The sequence below is a fragment of the Streptomyces sp. NPDC097981 genome (assembly GCF_040302565.1).
Taxonomy (GTDB): Bacteria; Actinomycetota; Actinomycetes; order Streptomycetales; family Streptomycetaceae; genus Streptomyces.
In genome coordinates, this window is record NZ_JBEORW010000039.1 from 31,349 (window position 1) to 43,809 (window position 12,461).

Sequence of the window (12,461 nt, forward strand, 5' to 3'; positions counted from 1 at the left end):
GTGTAGTCCTCAGATCCCCACCGTGAAGCCTTGGGTCCAGCTCCGCATGTCGCTGATGATGCTGGCCCACAAACCTGTGACGAGCAGCAGGCCGGTCAGGACCAGCATGCCGCCCCCGATCCGCATCACCCATGCATAGTGCTGCTTCACCCAGCCGAAAGCGCCGAGCGCCTTGCGGAAGGCGATCGCGGCGAGGATGAAGGGCAGGCCCAGGCCCAGACAGTAGGCGACGGTCAGCAGTGCGCCCCGGCCGGCGCTCGCCTGGTCGATCGAGAGCGTGCTGACCGCGGCGAGGGTGGGGCCCATGCAGGGGGTCCAGCCGACGCCGAACAGCACACCGAGCAGGGGCGCGCCGATCAGGCCGGCGGTCGGCTTCTTGTGGAAGCGGAACTCCCGCATCGTCAGGCCCGGGATCAGGCCCATGAAGAAGAGGCCGAGGACGATCACCAGGCCGCCGAGGACCCGGGAGATGATCTCCCTGTTCTCCTGGAGCGTGGCGCCGAAGTACCCGAAGAGCGCGCCGGTGGAGACGAACACGGCCGTGAAGCCGGCGATGAACAGGCTCGCGCCCGCCAGCATCCGGCCGCGGCGGGCCTCGGCGAGGTCGGCCCCGCTGATGCCGGTGACGTACGAGAGGTAACCGGGGACCAGCGGCAGCACGCAGGGCGAGAAGAAGGAGACGAGCCCGGCGAGGACCGAGATGGGCAGCGCCAGCATCAGGGCCCCGTCGAGGACCGTCGTGTTCACGCCGGTCGGCTCGGCGGCCAGGGTGAGGAGCTCGGGGACCACGAGGTCACTGCTCCGCGAGCAGCGGGTCGATCATGGAGCGCAGCTGCGTCTCGTTGATCGCGACGAGGGTGCGGGCGGCGATGCGGCCCTGCTTGTCGAGGACGATCGTGGAGGGGATGGCCTGCGGGTTGAGCGTGCCCGCGGGGAAGCGGAGCAGCAGCTTTCCGTCCGGGTCGTAGAGGCTCGGGTAGGTGATCCCGAAGTTCTCCTCGAAGGCGGCGGCGTTCTGCTTGCTGGTGTCACGGGTGTTGATGCCGACGAACGCGACGTCCTTGCCCGCGTCGGCCAGTTCCTTGGACACCTTCGCGAAGTACGGGGCCTCGGCGCGGCACGGCGGACACCAGGAGCCCCACACGTTGAGGACGACGACCTTGCCCTTGAGGGTGGTGGTGTCGAGGGTCTTGCCGTCGACGGTCTCGCCGTCGAGCTTGGGGGCCTCGGTGCGCGCGTCCTTGGCGACGGTCGAGATGCCGCGGGTGCCGGTCACGTAGTTGCCGCCGGCGGAGCCGTTCGGCTTGCCGCTGCCGCCGTCGCCGCACGCCGACAGGGTCAGGGCGCTCGCGAGGGTCATCGCGGTGAGCAGGAGGGCACGGCCGCTGGTCGAGCGGCAGCTGGTTCGACGACGACGCGCGCGGCCAATTCTCATGTGAAAAGTTTCGCATGACTGATTTGGGGATCTTCCGCACCCCCCGAAGGTGTGTTAAGCCGCTGGTCAGGCACCGGAGAGGTACGTGCGCCAGCCACCGGCCGGGGACTGGCCGGGGGCCAGCTCCTGGAGCCGGGCGAGCAGCTTGGGGTCCTGCACGTCGAGCCAGTCGGCGAACTGCCGGAAAGAGACGAGCCGTACGTCCTTTTTGTCCGACATGCCCTTGAGGGCCTCCTCGACGGCGTCCATGTAGATGCCGCCGTTCCACTCCTCGAAGTGATTGCCGATGAAAAGCGGCGCGCGGTTCGTCTCGTACGCGCGCCGGAAGCCGCCGAGGTAGGCGCTGGTGGCCTGGGTGCGCCAGGCCGGATAGTTGGAGGACGCGCCCCGGGTGGTGTTCTTCGACTGGTTGGCGAGGATGTTGTAGTCCATCGAGAGCACCTCGAAGGTGTGCCCGGGGAACGGCACGGACTGGAGCGGCAGGTCCCAGAGGCCCGACCTCTTCCCCGGCCACACCTGGAGGCCGCCGGGCGAGGAGGCGTCGTAGCGCCAGCCCAGCTTCCGCGCGACGGGCAGCAGGTTGTCCTGGCCGAGGAGGCAGGGCGTGCGGCCGCCGGCCAGCTCCTTGCGGTAGTCGAAGGGCAGGGGCTCGATGTCGGTGAAGCCGGTGTTGGTCCGCCAGCCGGTGACGAAGGACACGGCCTGCTCGATCTCGCTCTCCCAGTCGTCCGGGGTCCAGTGGGCCACGGAGCCGGAGCCGGAGCAGAAGTGGCCGTTGAAGTGGGTGCCCACCTCGTGGCCGTCGAGCCACGCCTGCCGGACGCAGTTGAGGGTGTTGCGGACGTTCTCGTCCTTGAGGTAGCCGATGTCGGACGCCCCGACCGGGTTCTTCGGCGGCCTGTAGAGGTCCTTCTTCGCCTCGGGCAGGAGGTAGATGCCGGAGAGGAAGAAGGTCATGGCCGCGCCGTGGTCCTTGGCCAGCTTGAGGAAGCGCGGGAAGAGGCCGTTGCCGATCTCCCCCGCGCCGTCCCAGCTGAACACCACGAACTGCGGCGGCGTCTCGCCCGGCTGGAGCGGCACGGGCCCGGCGGGCTGGCGGGGCTGGGGGCCGGTGTCGGCGGTGGAGCCGTCGCCGATCGGCCGGACCGGGGCCGCGGACCCGCCCGGACCGGTGCCGCCGGGGCCGGGCCGGCCCGGGCGGCTGCCGCCGCCACAGGCGGCGGCTCCGGCCGCCAGGGCCACGGCCGCGGCACCGAGCCCGAGCAGTCCCCTGCGGGTGACGTCACGCGTCGCATCGCTCATGAATAGTCACATAAACGGACTTTTCAATGAAGTCGAGGTTCCGCGCGGCAAAAACCGTACGACTTGTACGAGTTTTTAGGCTCTCCGGGTCACTAGGCGCCGAAGGCCTTCGACTTGCCCTTCACCGGCTTCGCCCCCGCCAGGAGATGCGCCGGGACCAGGTCCCGCGCCGGCTCGCTGTAGCCCACCGACACCAGCCGGTCGCCCTGGTACGTGAACGACGTGAGCGAGGCCAGCGTGCACTGCCGGCGCCGCGGATCGTGCCACAACCGGCGCTTCTCGGCGAAGCTGCGCACGATCCAGATCGGCAACTGGTGGCTGACCGCCACCGCCTCGTGGCCACGGGCCGCGTCGCGGGCCGCCTCGATGGCGCTCGTCATCCGGACGACCTGCTCCACGTACGGCTCGCCCCACGACGGCTTGAACGGGTTCGTCAGGTGCTTCCAGTTGGCGGGCTTGCGCAGCGCGCCGTCCCCGACGCCGAAGGTCTTGCCCTCGAAGACGTTCTCCGCCTCCAGCAGCCGCGCGTCGCTGGCCACGACCAGCCCGTGGCTCTTGGCGACCGGCGCCGCCGTCTCCTGCGCCCGCTCCAGCGGGGAGGAGACCACGTACGTGATGTCACGGTTCTGCAGGTGCTCGGCGACGCGCTCGGCCATCTCGCGGCCCAGCTCGGAGAGGTGGTAGCCGGGACGGCGCCCGTACAGGACCCCGTCCGGGTTGTGCACCTCGCCGTGGCGCATCAGGTGGACGACGGTGATCTCGCTCATGCGGCGGCCTCCGGGGTGGCCTGCGCGGCGGCGCGGGCGGCGGCGGGCAGCGCGGCCGCGATGCGCTCGATCGCCCGCTCGTCGTGGGCGGTGGAGACGAACCACGACTCGAAGGCCGACGGCGGCAGGTAGACGCCCTGCGACAGCATCGAGTGGAAGAAGCCGTTGAAGCGGAAGGACTCCTGCTTCTTGGCGTCGTCGTAGTTCCTGACCTCGTCCTCGGTGAAGAAGACGGAGAACATGTTGGACGCGGTCTGGAGCCGGTGCGCGACGCCCTCCTTGGCGAGCGCGTCCGTGACCAGGCCCTGGATCTGCGCCGACACCGCGTCGACCTTCTCGTACGCGGCCGCGTCGAGGAGCCGCAGCTGCGCGAGGCCGGCGGCGGTGGCGATCGGGTTACCGGAGAGCGTGCCCGCCTGGTAGACCGGGCCGGCCGGCGCCAGGTACCCCATGACGTCCGCGCGGCCGCCGAACGCCGCGGCCGGGAAGCCGCCGCCCATGACCTTGCCGAAGGTCATCAGGTCGGGCTTCACGCCGTCGACGCCGTACCAGCCGGCGCGGGAGGTGCGGAAACCGGTCATCACCTCATCGGAGATGTAGAGCGCGCCGTTCTCGCGGCACACGTCCGCGAGCCCCTGGTTGAAGCCGGGGGCCGGGGTCACGACGCCCATGTTGCCGGGCGCGGCCTCGGTGATCACACAGGCGATCTCGCCGGGGTGCGCGGCGAACGCCGCCCGTACCGCTTCGAGGTCGTTGTACGGCAGCACGATCGTGTCGCCGGCCTGCGCGCCGGTCACACCGGGGGTGTCCGGGAGCGCGAAGGTCGCGAGCCCGGAACCGGCGGCGGCGAGCAGCGCGTCCACATGGCCGTGGTAGCAGCCCGCGAACTTCACGACCTTGGCCCGGCCCGTGAAGCCGCGCGCCAGTCGGATCGCCGACATGGTCGCCTCGGTGCCCGAGGACACCAGGCGGACCTGCTCGACAGGCTCGATGCGCCGGACGATCTCCTCGGCGAGCGCGACCTCGCCCTCGCCGGGCGTACCGAAGGAGGTGCCGCGGGCGACGGCGGCCTGGATGGCCTCCACCACGGCCGGGTGGGCGTGGCCGAGAATCATCGGTCCCCACGAGCAGACCAGGTCGACGTACTCGCGACCGTCGGCATCGGTCAGGTACGGACCGGTACCGGACACCATGAACCTGGGCGTTCCACCCACCGCGCGGAAGGCCCGCACGGGAGAGTTCACGCCGCCAGGCGTCACGAGGGACGCGCGGTCAAAGAGAGTCTGCGAGACTTTGGCTTCATACGGGTACGGGTAGCTCACACCAGCCATGGTCTCATCAGGCCGCGACTGACTTGCGGACGGGCGTTTCACCGCGCCGCCCCTGGGGAGGTCACTGCCATGATGATCAGGCTGCGTGGCGCGGGCCACGGGGCCGGGGCAGGCAAGACCAGTCGGGTGGAGATATGCAACGCGGTGGTGGACCGGGCGAGGGTACGGACGGCCTCGACCCGCAGCGCGCCCGCGAGGCCCGCGAAGCCCGCCGTCGGGGCAAGCACCGGCGCCGGGCCGCGGACGCAGCCGATCCGGCACCAGAGCCGCTGGAGTCCCCTGACGGCCTGCCCAAGGGCCGCGGCATGGGCGTGACGTACAAGTACTTCGGCGCGCCCGACGGCGCGACGGCGGCCCGGGTCCCGGTCACGATGCGGCCGGAGGAACTCGGCGGCGACGAGCTCGGCATGGGCGGCCTGTTCACCAAGATCAAGCCGGAGACGGTGGCCGCGATGGTCCTCACCGGCATCGAGGGCATACCCCTGCACAAGGTGCCCCCGCTGGAGCTGGTCGTCCTCCACCCCGACTACGCGGTGGTCAAGCTCCCGATGACGGTGGTCGACCCGTTGCGCGGCATCGGCGAGGAGACGGTCGGCGCCGCGGCGTTCATCTGGTCCACGGTCCCGGACCGCGGCGGCCCGCGCGACGCCTTCAACGTCTACCAGCTGCTGCACGAGTGGCAGGACTTCTCGCACCGCCTCCACGAGGCGGGCCACCAGCCGTACTGCCTGGTCTGGCCCTGACCCGGACTCGCGTTCCCACGGTCAGCCGGCGGAGAGGGTCTTCAGGGCGAGCTCGCGCAGCGGCGTGATCCGGGTGCGCGAGGCGGCTCCGTTGTGGACGGCGTTGGTGAGGATCGCCACGTACCGGCCGGTGGCGGGAGCGAGGCAGAGGCTCGTACCGGTGAAGCCGTGGTGGTAGGCCACGGCGCCGCCGGCGCCCAGGACCCAGCACAGGCCGCGGTACAGACCGGGCTCGATCTCGGCCTGCGGTTCCAGGCCGGCCCGGAACCAGAGGCCGAGCGGGCTCTCCCCGGCGGCCAGCAGGTGCTCGGCGTACGTGGCGAGGTCGGCGGCCGGCGCGAACACCCCGGCGTGGCCGGCGACGCCGCCCATGACGGCCGCGTTCTCGTCGTGCACGGCACCCCAGAGCCGGTCGTGGCCGTCGCACTGTTCGGTCGGTGCGACCCGGGACGACTGCCGGACGGGTCCGTACGCGGTGCCGTTCATGGCCAGATCGGCCCACAGGGCGCCGGCGAGCACGTCCAGCGGCTGCCCGTGGACGTGGGCGAGGGCCAGGCCGAGGAGGATGTAGCCGCGATTGATGTAGCGGTGGATGCCCGGGAGGTTCTCCATGGGCTCGTGGCAGATCAGCTCGTGCAGCGGACGCGCGGTCAGGTCGTAGAGGTCCAGCCGGGTCGACACCTGCAGGCCGGAGGTGTGCGAGAGCAGCTGCCGCACGGTGGCCTCCGCACTGGGCACCGACCCCTCCATGCCCGGCAGGAACTCCCGCACGGGGGTGTCGAGCCCGAGCAGGCCCGCGTCGACGGCACGGCCGACGAGCGGCCACGTGGCGAGCACCTTCGTCAGCGACGCGATGTCGTAGACCGTGTTCTCGTCGGGAGTGCCGGGGCCGGTGAACGGGGAGACGACCCCGGCCGCAAAGACCTCGCGGTCCCCCGCCGCCGTACCGCAGACGACGACGCCCCCCGGAGTGGCGCCGTCGGCGACGATCCCGCCCAGCGCGTCGCGCAGTCCGCGGGTCTCGGCGGTCGTGAACGGTACGGCCTGGTTCATCTCTGTGCCTCCGGCTCGGTGGGGGTCCGCACCCAGCCTGGCCATGCCGTCGCCCGAGTACCCGTAGCCGCGCCGGAAGTGATCACGGATGCGGCCGGACCGCGTCCCGGCCGGCCGGCGGGATGTTCTGGTTGAGGCGGAACACGTTCCCCGGGTCCCACTGCGCCTTCAGCGCCCGCAGCCGGTCCAGCTTCCGCTCCCGCGACCCGTAGGCCTGGCGGATCCGCTGCTCGCCCTCGTCCATCAGGAAGTTCACGTACACGCCCGAGTGGTACGGCTCCAGCGCGGACCAGAACTCCCGGACCCACCGGCACTCCTCGGCGAAACCCGCGGCCGTCTCCCGGATCCCGTTGATGTTGAGCATGTGGCCCAGGCCCCGGCCGCCGACCGCCGTGTCGTCCTCGCCGACCCGGGCGACCGCACCGCCCAGCTGGAACAGCGGGAAACCGCTCTGCGGCGAGGCGATCCGCGCCGCGTACCGCGCCATCGTGTCCACGACCCCGTCGCCGAGCCCGTCCAGACCACAGCCGCGGAAGTAGTACCACCAGCCGTGCGGGAACGACGGGTCGAACATCGCCTGGTGCGCCAGGAACGGCTTGGGCCGGCACAGGTCCAGCAAGGGCCGGCCGAACTCCCGCATCGGCCGCAGCACCTGCCCGCCGGCCTCCGTCTCCCCCACCCAACAGAAGATCACCATCACCACCGGCCTGCCGTGCAGCTCCGGCGGGATCGCCGGCAGCGGCGGGGCCTTGCGGTGGACGACGATCGTCGTCAGCTCGTCGGGCACCTGCGCGATCCAGTCCCGGTAGAAGCGCAGCACCGCCGCCGACTCCTCCGCCGGCCACAGCACCGGCCCGGCGAGCACGGTCGGACCCACCGGGTTCAGCCGGAACGTGAACTCCGTGACGACGCCGAAGTTCCCGCCCGCCCCGCACATCCCCCAGAACAGCTCCGGCTCGTGCGACGCACTCGCCGTGACCCGCTCCCCGTCCGCCGTGACCAGGTCCACCGACAGCAGCTGGTCCACGCTCAGCCCGTACTTGCGGCTCAGCCAGCCGATCCCGCCGCCGAGCGTGAGCCCCGCGACGCCCGTGTGCGTCACGATCCCCGAAGGCACCGCCATCCCGAACGGCTGCGTCGCCGCGTCCAGTTCGCCCAGCAGCACCCCCGCCTGGACCCGGGCCGTACGGGCCTCGGGGTCCACCCGGACCTCCTTCATCGCCGACAGGTCGACCACCACGCCGCCGTCGCACACCGAATGCCCGGGGAAGCTGTGCCCGCCGCTGCGCACCGCGACCGGCGCGCCCGTCTCCACCGCCCACTTCAACGCCGCCACCACGTCGGCCGAACCGGTGCAGGGCGCGATCAGCGCGGGATGCCGGTCGATCGAGCCGTTCCAGATCCGCCGGCGCTCCTCGTACGGGGCGTCCCCGGCCCGCACCAGACTCCCGCGGAAGGAACGCGCCAGCTCGTGGTACGCGGAGTCGTCCAGCCGGACCGGCACCGGAGCCGGATCCGGTGCGGGGGCGGGGGTCGCAGTCGGCACGGTCGAGGCACCCATGGGTCACTCCTCGCGGCTCTTCGCCACTCTCCCCCGAGTCTTCCACCGCCCGGACCCCCGGGCCAGCCCACACCGTTTGCGCTGGTCAGTGCTGATCCACCCGGTTGCGGAGGCCCACGCTGCGGGTCACGGCGGGCACATCGGATCCCGAGGTCGCCAGGAGGCCGTCAGGAGGTGGTCAGGACCAGGCGGCCGCGGGTGCCCGCCTCCGCCAGGCGGGTGTGGGCCTTGCCCGCGTCCGCCAGCGGGATCGTCTCCGAGACCCGCAGGGTCAGGGCGCCCTCGTCCACCAGGCCCACCAGCTCCGCCAGGTGCGCGCCGTCCGCCGCGACCTCCTGCACCACCACCCGGATCCCGCGCTCCGCGGTCGGCTCGTCGTGCGGCCGCAGGCCCACGTAGACCCCGCCGTCACGGATGAAGCCCAGCGCCGCCCCGCCCATGACGGCCGCGTCCAGCACCCCGTCCACCGGCTCGGCCGGAGCCGAGCCCCGCGGGACGAAGGCCGTCGCGCCCAGCGACCGTACGAGCTCCTCGTCCGACTCGCCCGCCAGGGCCGTCACCACGAGCCCCGCCCGCACCGCGAGCTGCACCGCGAGCCCGCCGACCACACCGGCAGCCCCGGTGACCAGCACCGAGGACCCGAGGGCCAGCCCCAGCAGCCCCACCGCCCGGGCGGCGGTCAGCCCGCTCAGCGGGAGTGCGGCCGCGGCCACGGCGTCCACGGAGGCCGGCGCGGCCGCCACCGCCGAGGCGTCGAGCACGACGTACTCCGCGTGCGTGCCCAGCGGCTTGACCGGCCCGTACTGCAGCCCGACCACCCGCTGCCCGGCCGACCAGCCGGTGACCTCCGCGCCGACCGCGTCGATCTCGCCCGCCACGTCCCAGCCGAGCCCGAGCCGCTGCCCGGCGCCGCCGAAGACGCCCACGCGGACCGCCCCGTCCACCGGGTTCACCCCGGCCGCCGCGACCCGGATCCGGACCTGGCCGGCCGCCGGCTGCGGGACCGCCACCTGCACGATCTCCACCTGCTCCGGCCCGCCGAAGCCGTTCACGACGGCCGCCTGCATGGTCTGCACGTTCTCGCTCATGGTCTCTCCCCGGTCTGTTTCGTTCGCTCGTTCCTTCTGAGCACTAACTTAGGGAGAGGTACTCTCCTTTCGTAAGTACGCACTTCGGGGTGCGTACCCGACCCGGAAGTGGGGCACCCGATGGCCACCCAGACCGCCGCGGCCCGCCGCGAAGAGGCCCGCTACGCCTACGACGCGTTCCTCAAGGAGTGCCCCACCAGCCAGCTCCTGGCCCGCATCAGCGACAAGTGGGTCGGCCTCGTCGTCGCCGCCCTCGCCCAGGCCGAGGACGGCACGATGCGCTACAGCGATCTCGGCCGCAAGATCCCCGGCGTCAGCCAGAAGATGCTCACCCAGACCCTGCGCTCCCTCGAACGCGACGGCCTCGTCACCCGCGCCGTCACCCCCACCGTCCCCGTCCGCGTCGACTACCGCCTCACCGGGCTCGGCAGCAGCCTCGCCTGCCTCCTCACCTCCGTGAAGCAGTGGGCCGAGAACCACTTCGATGAGGTGAACGCCCACCGCACGGCCTACGACGACACCGCCGCGACCTCGTAGGACCTGGTAATTCGGCCGCGCCACCCGGCCCACCGATGGCATGCTGACAGCGTGAACGGACCCGGCATTCAGCTCACCCTCGCACCCGAACTACGCCTGTTCGCCCCGCCCAGCCGGCGCGCCGAACGCGTACCGACACCCACCGACGGCGCCTCCAGCCTCGGCCACGTCGTCGAATCGGCCGGCGTCCCGCTCACCGAGGTCGGCCGACTCCTCGTCGACGGCCACGAGGTGCCCGTCTCGTACGTGCCCCGCGCCGGCCAGTCCGTCGAGGTCTTCGGCGTCCAGCGCCCCCAGCACGTCCCCGGCGCCCCGCTGCGCTTCCTCCTCGACGTCCACCTGGGCACCCTCGCCCGCCGCCTGCGCCTGCTCGGTGTGGACGCCGCGTACGAGAACGAGGACATCGGCGACCCCGCCCTCGCCACCCGCTCCGCCGCCGAACAGCGCGTCCTGCTCTCCCGCGACCGCGGACTGCTGCGCCGCCGCGAGCTCTTCGCCGGCGCGTACGTCTACAGCGACAACCCCGACGAGCAACTCCGGGACGTACTCGGCCGGTTCGCCCCGGCCCTCGCCCCCTGGACCCGCTGCACCGCCTGCAACGGGCCGCTCCGGGACGCCGACAAGAACAGCGTCGGCGACCGCCTGGAGAGCGGGACGCACCGCTCCTACGACGTCTTCGCGCAGTGCACGGCGTGCGAGCGCGTCTACTGGCGCGGCGCCCACCACGCCCGCCTGGAGCGGATCGTCAGCGAGGCCGTGGAGGAGTTCGGCGGCGTGGCCACCCCGTAGGAGCTGCCCGGACAGGCGGCCAGGGCCGGACGCCCCGGCCGGCCCCTGCCGGCTCAGAAGGCGTACGAATCGCCCGTGTCCAGCGCGAGCACCGTGTGCTGGTTGTTGGACAGGTCCCGGTCGGAGGCCCCGCCGTTCCACCACGTGTCGATCCGGACCACCACCTCCGGCACCGGCTCCTTCAGCGCCAGCAGCAGCCCGATGTGCCTGCCCCGCCCGTGCAGCGGGAGCGCGCCCGTCTCGCACATCACCTCGCGCAGACCGGCCCGCGCACACCCCTCCGCCAGCTCCTGCCGGTCCGCGAGCTCCGCCGACAGCCGCACCCGCAGCGTCGCGTCGGACAGCGCGGCCGGCCCCTCGTTCTGCGGCACCACCCACACCCGCAGCAGCCCCCGCGACAGCGACACCCGCCCGTGGTAGGCCACGTCCGCCTCGGGCCCGGTCCACGCCCGGGCACTCCCGGACATCCCCGGCAGCCCCGGCACCCCGGCCGCCCCGAGCACCAGCAAGCCCGCCACCACCACACTCCGTACGGCACCACGGCGCACCGCCACCACCTCCACGCGCGGAGGCTAGCCAGCACCGCCCCCGCCCGGTCGGACCATCACACGAACGAGGGCGAGCCCTCCCCCAACCGGCGGGGCGGCCCCGCCTCGCCTGCGTACGCTTCGGGCCATGCTGATCGCCCGCTCCGCCGCCCTGTTCGCCCTCGCCGCCGTCCTGGAGATCGGCGGCGCCTGGCTCGTCTGGCAGGGTGTCCGCGAGCACAGGGGCTGGGCCTGGATCGGCGCCGGAGTCATCGCCCTCGGCCTCTACGGCTTCGTCGCCACCCTCCAGCCCCAGGGGGACTTCGCCCGCGTCCTCGCTGCGTACGGCGGGGTCTTCGTCGCCGGCTCCCTCGTGTGGGGCATGGCCGCCGACGGCTACCGCCCCGACCGCTGGGACGTCGCCGGCGCCCTCGTCTGCCTCGCCGGCATGGCAGTGATCATGTATGCCCCGCGCGGCCGCTGACCCCCGCCTATGCTGGCGGGTATTCGCCCGCACGAACGACTGAACGCCCGAGGAGCCCCGCACATGAGCACGGCCACCCGAACCGCCGTAGTCACCGGCGCGAGCAGCGGCATCGGCGCGGCCACCGCCCGGCAGCTCGCCGGCGCCGGCTACCACGTCGTCCTCACGGCCCGCCGCAAGGACCGCATCGAGGCCCTCGCCGAGGAGCTGACGGCAGCCGGCCTCTCCGCCGCGGCCCACGCCCTCGACGTCACCGACCGCCCCGCCGTCGACGCCTTCGCGGCCTCCCTCGACCGCTGCGACGTACTCGTCAACAACGCCGGCGGCGCCATCGGAGCCGAGCCCGTCGCCACCGGCGACCCCGCGGACTGGCGCACGATGTACGAGGTCAACGTCCTCGGCACGCTCAACGTCACCCAGGCCCTGCTCCCCGCCCTCATCGCCTCCGGCGACGGCACGGTCGTGGTCCTGTCCTCCACCGCGGGCCACTCCACGTACGAGGGCGGCGCAGGCTACGTGGCCGCCAAGAACGGCGCCCGCGTCCTGGCCGAGACCCTCCGTCTGGAGATCGTCGGCCAGCCCGTCCGCGTCATCGAGATCGCCCCGGGCATGGTGAAGACCGAGGAGTTCGCCAAGACCCGCTTCCGCGGCGACGCGGAGAAGGCCGAGAAGGTCTACGCGGGCGTGGCGGCCCCCCTCACCGCCGACGACGTGGCCGACACCGTCACCTGGGCGGTGACCCGCCCCAGCCACGTCAACATCGACCTCCTGGTGGTCCGCCCCCGCGCCCAGGCCTCGAACACGAAGGTCCACCGCGAGCTCTAGACGATTCCCGCCGTCTTCA

Annotated in this window: 14 protein-coding genes; 5 read left to right on the top strand and 9 right to left on the bottom strand. The window is 72.5% G+C overall.

The features are described 5' to 3' along the window. Nucleotides 1–9: 9 nt before the first annotated feature. The 5 genes from ABTY04_RS30285 to hemL form a co-directional block, all read right to left on the bottom strand. On the bottom strand, nucleotides 10–717 hold the full coding sequence (locus tag ABTY04_RS30285) for a cytochrome c biogenesis CcdA family protein (RefSeq protein ID WP_502996748.1): 708 nt from the start codon (nucleotides 715–717) through the stop codon (nucleotides 10–12). A 76-nt stretch (nucleotides 718–793) separates the two neighbouring features. Continuing rightward, a complete protein-coding gene (locus tag ABTY04_RS30290; protein ID WP_352216605.1) occupies nucleotides 794–1,435 on the bottom strand; it encodes a TlpA family protein disulfide reductase in 642 nt (213 codons plus the stop codon). Between the two features lie 66 nt (nucleotides 1,436–1,501). Beyond that, on the bottom strand, nucleotides 1,502–2,737 hold the full coding sequence (locus tag ABTY04_RS30295; protein WP_352216606.1) for a polysaccharide deacetylase family protein: 1,236 nt from the start codon (nucleotides 2,735–2,737) through the stop codon (nucleotides 1,502–1,504). A 92-nt stretch (nucleotides 2,738–2,829) separates the two neighbouring features. Further along, nucleotides 2,830–3,504, bottom strand: coding sequence for a histidine phosphatase family protein (locus ABTY04_RS30300; RefSeq protein ID WP_352216607.1), 675 nt, complete (start codon nucleotides 3,502–3,504; stop codon nucleotides 2,830–2,832). Then, a complete protein-coding gene (gene hemL / locus ABTY04_RS30305; protein WP_352216608.1) occupies nucleotides 3,501–4,835 on the bottom strand; it encodes a glutamate-1-semialdehyde 2,1-aminomutase in 1,335 nt (444 codons plus the stop codon). The genes ABTY04_RS30300 and hemL overlap by 4 nt, the downstream gene beginning before the upstream one ends. 305 nt (nucleotides 4,836–5,140) lie before the next feature. Between hemL and ABTY04_RS30310 the strand changes: the two genes are divergently transcribed. Further along, nucleotides 5,141–5,578 carry a hypothetical protein gene (locus ABTY04_RS30310; protein ID WP_352216652.1) on the top strand — a complete coding sequence of 146 codons (438 nt, stop codon included), beginning with the start codon at nucleotides 5,141–5,143 and terminating at the stop codon, nucleotides 5,576–5,578. A 21-nt stretch (nucleotides 5,579–5,599) separates the two neighbouring features. Here the strand turns inward: ABTY04_RS30310 and ABTY04_RS30315 are convergent, their stop codons facing one another. The 3 genes from ABTY04_RS30315 to ABTY04_RS30325 all read right to left on the bottom strand — a co-directional run bounded on the left by ABTY04_RS30315 (nucleotide 5,600) and on the right by ABTY04_RS30325 (nucleotide 9,259). Continuing rightward, entirely contained in the window at nucleotides 5,600–6,631 is a 1,032-nt protein-coding gene (locus tag ABTY04_RS30315) for a serine hydrolase domain-containing protein (protein ID WP_352216609.1), read from the bottom strand. An 82-nt stretch (nucleotides 6,632–6,713) separates the two neighbouring features. Further along, a complete protein-coding gene (locus tag ABTY04_RS30320; RefSeq protein WP_352216610.1) occupies nucleotides 6,714–8,192 on the bottom strand; it encodes an FAD-binding oxidoreductase in 1,479 nt (492 codons plus the stop codon). A gap of 167 nt (nucleotides 8,193–8,359) precedes the next feature. Then, the gene (locus ABTY04_RS30325; RefSeq protein WP_352216653.1) at nucleotides 8,360–9,259 is read right to left on the bottom strand and encodes an NADP-dependent oxidoreductase; all 900 of its coding nucleotides are present in this window, start codon (nucleotides 9,257–9,259) and stop codon (nucleotides 8,360–8,362) included. A gap of 141 nt (nucleotides 9,260–9,400) precedes the next feature. Between ABTY04_RS30325 and ABTY04_RS30330 the strand changes: the two genes are divergently transcribed. Continuing rightward, on the top strand, nucleotides 9,401–9,817 hold the full coding sequence (locus tag ABTY04_RS30330) for a winged helix-turn-helix transcriptional regulator (RefSeq protein ID WP_352216611.1): 417 nt from the start codon (nucleotides 9,401–9,403) through the stop codon (nucleotides 9,815–9,817). 51 nt (nucleotides 9,818–9,868) lie between these two features. After that, nucleotides 9,869–10,606 carry a Mut7-C RNAse domain-containing protein gene (locus tag ABTY04_RS30335; protein WP_352216612.1) on the top strand — a complete coding sequence of 246 codons (738 nt, stop codon included), beginning with the start codon at nucleotides 9,869–9,871 and terminating at the stop codon, nucleotides 10,604–10,606. A 53-nt stretch (nucleotides 10,607–10,659) separates the two neighbouring features. Here ABTY04_RS30335 and ABTY04_RS30340 read toward each other — a convergent pair whose 3' ends face one another. After that, nucleotides 10,660–11,169 (bottom strand): hypothetical protein, encoded by a 510-nt coding sequence (locus ABTY04_RS30340; protein WP_352216613.1) that lies wholly within the window; start codon nucleotides 11,167–11,169, stop codon nucleotides 10,660–10,662. A 112-nt stretch (nucleotides 11,170–11,281) separates the two neighbouring features. On the opposite strand from ABTY04_RS30340, the gene ABTY04_RS30345 reads away from it, so the two are divergent. Then, a complete protein-coding gene (locus ABTY04_RS30345) occupies nucleotides 11,282–11,617 on the top strand; it encodes a YnfA family protein (protein ID WP_352216614.1) in 336 nt (111 codons plus the stop codon). Nucleotides 11,618–11,680: 63 nt separating this feature from the next. Next, a complete protein-coding gene (locus ABTY04_RS30350) occupies nucleotides 11,681–12,442 on the top strand; it encodes an SDR family NAD(P)-dependent oxidoreductase (protein WP_352216615.1) in 762 nt (253 codons plus the stop codon). Nucleotides 12,443–12,461: the final 19 nt, after the last annotated feature.

Excerpts from the sequence above, each read along its gene's own strand:
- ABTY04_RS30320 (WP_352216610.1), bottom strand. The coding sequence starts at position 8,192 with ATGGGTGCCTCGACCGTGCCGACTGCGACCCCCGCCCCCGCACCGGAT.
- ABTY04_RS30325 (WP_352216653.1), bottom strand. The coding sequence starts at position 9,259 with ATGCAGGCGGCCGTCGTGAACGGCTTCGGCGGGCCGGAGCAGGTGGAG.
- ABTY04_RS30350 (WP_352216615.1), top strand. The coding sequence starts at position 11,681 with ATGAGCACGGCCACCCGAACCGCCGTAGTCACCGGCGCGAGCAGCGGC.
- ABTY04_RS30330 (WP_352216611.1), top strand. The coding sequence starts at position 9,401 with ATGGCCACCCAGACCGCCGCGGCCCGCCGCGAAGAGGCCCGCTACGCC.
- ABTY04_RS30345 (WP_352216614.1), top strand. The coding sequence starts at position 11,282 with ATGCTGATCGCCCGCTCCGCCGCCCTGTTCGCCCTCGCCGCCGTCCTG.
- ABTY04_RS30315 (WP_352216609.1), bottom strand. The coding sequence starts at position 6,631 with ATGAACCAGGCCGTACCGTTCACGACCGCCGAGACCCGCGGACTGCGC.
- ABTY04_RS30310 (WP_352216652.1), top strand. The coding sequence starts at position 5,141 with ATGGGCGTGACGTACAAGTACTTCGGCGCGCCCGACGGCGCGACGGCG.
- ABTY04_RS30285 (WP_502996748.1), bottom strand. The coding sequence starts at position 717 with ATGCTGGCGCTGCCCATCTCGGTCCTCGCCGGGCTCGTCTCCTTCTTC.
- hemL (WP_352216608.1), bottom strand. The coding sequence starts at position 4,835 with ATGGCTGGTGTGAGCTACCCGTACCCGTATGAAGCCAAAGTCTCGCAG.
- ABTY04_RS30300 (WP_352216607.1), bottom strand. The coding sequence starts at position 3,504 with ATGAGCGAGATCACCGTCGTCCACCTGATGCGCCACGGCGAGGTGCAC.
- ABTY04_RS30295 (WP_352216606.1), bottom strand. The coding sequence starts at position 2,737 with ATGAGCGATGCGACGCGTGACGTCACCCGCAGGGGACTGCTCGGGCTC.
- ABTY04_RS30290 (WP_352216605.1), bottom strand. The coding sequence starts at position 1,435 with ATGAGAATTGGCCGCGCGCGTCGTCGTCGAACCAGCTGCCGCTCGACC.